This is a genomic window from Streptomyces sp. MZ04 (assembly GCF_004684775.1).
Lineage (GTDB): Bacteria > Actinomycetota > Actinomycetes > Streptomycetales > Streptomycetaceae > Streptomyces.
The window spans coordinates 1-1,208 of record NZ_SRIC01000580.1; the positions used below are offsets into that span (position 1 = coordinate 1).

Below are 1,208 nucleotides of genomic sequence, written 5' to 3' on the forward strand. Positions count from 1 at the left end.
GCCCCCGGTCGATCCGGGCCCACACCGCCCCGCACTCCGCGGAGCGCCGCACCTTGACGACCGTGCCGCCGCCGAAGCGGTGCTCGGCCAGCGTCTCCGGCGGGTACGCCGCGCCGGAGCAACGGGTCGCCTCCGCGTCCTTGCCGGTGCAGGAGTCGCCCGAACAGCCGGGCCCGGGCCCCGAGTTGGCGGTGGTCGGAGCCCCCTCCGCGTCCGTGCCGCTGCCGCCGAAGCCCCAGACGACCAGGAGCACCCCTGCCGCGACGGCGGCGAGACCGCCGAGCGCCCCGGCGAGGAACCCGGTGGACCGCCAGCGCCCGCGCCCGGCGTGAGCCGGTTCTTCGGCGGCTTCCGGCGGGGGCGCGTCGGCCACGTCACGCGGCTCCTCGCGCCGCGCTCCGGCGGGCCCCGCCCCGCCCACGCCCGCGCGGCCGCTCCACGCGGACTCCGCGAGACCCCACAGGGCGAGCGGCCGGTCCCGCCGCTCCCCCGCGAGGGCGCACAGCTCCTCGACGGCCTGCCGGGGCGGCAGCGTCTTGCCGTTGAGGTAGCGCTCCCACGACGACTTGCTGTACGGCGTCTTCGCCGCGAGCGCGGCCAGGCTCAACCCCGCGGCGGCCCGCAGTTCGCGGAGCGCCTCGGCGAGACGTACACACTCCAACGGCGGTTCCTGCCTGGTCACTTGCGCAGCACCTTCCAGGTGTCGGGGCCGATCTTGCCGTCGACCGCGATGTTCGCCTTGTCCTGGATCCGCTTCACCGCGCGCTCGGTGTTGTTGCCGAACGCGCCGTCGGCGACTCCGGGCGATGCCTCGCGGTGCTCCAGGAGGCACTGCGCCTCCACCACGGACCACCGGGTGGACAACCGCTCGATGATCTCCGTGCGCGTACGGCTGTAGCCCGCGTACAGCAGGCCGTTGTCGTCGCGCCGCACCTCGCACTCGTAGGTCTTGCCCGGCTTGTACTCGAACTCGCCGAATTTCGGATGGGTTTCACCCGTGAACGGCTTGTCCTCCCCCTTGCCGTCGCTCTCCTTCTCCCAGGGCGCGAGCAGCGCGAAGACGGCCAGCATCACCAGCGCCGTACAGACGCTCGACAGCACGATGGCGAGCCATGGCACCGGGCGGCGCGCGGCGACCGCGGCCGGGACGGCCTCCCCCGCCGGGACGCCCGCGCCTACATCCCCTGTCGCTTATACACATCTGACGC

The 1,208-nt window shown here is 74.2% G+C and carries 2 protein-coding genes; both read right to left on the bottom strand.

All coding sequences use genetic code 11. The annotated features are described in order from the left end of the window. On the bottom strand, positions 1 to 682 hold a 682-nt coding region (locus E2651_RS43285; RefSeq protein WP_167829085.1), incomplete at its 3' end, for a helix-turn-helix domain-containing protein. Further along, the gene (locus tag E2651_RS43290; protein WP_245239563.1) at positions 679 to 1,101 is read right to left on the bottom strand and encodes a peptidoglycan-binding domain-containing protein; all 423 of its coding nucleotides are present in this window, start codon (positions 1,099 to 1,101) and stop codon (positions 679 to 681) included. The genes E2651_RS43285 and E2651_RS43290, both read right to left, overlap by 4 nt. Positions 1,102 to 1,208: the final 107 nt, after the last annotated feature.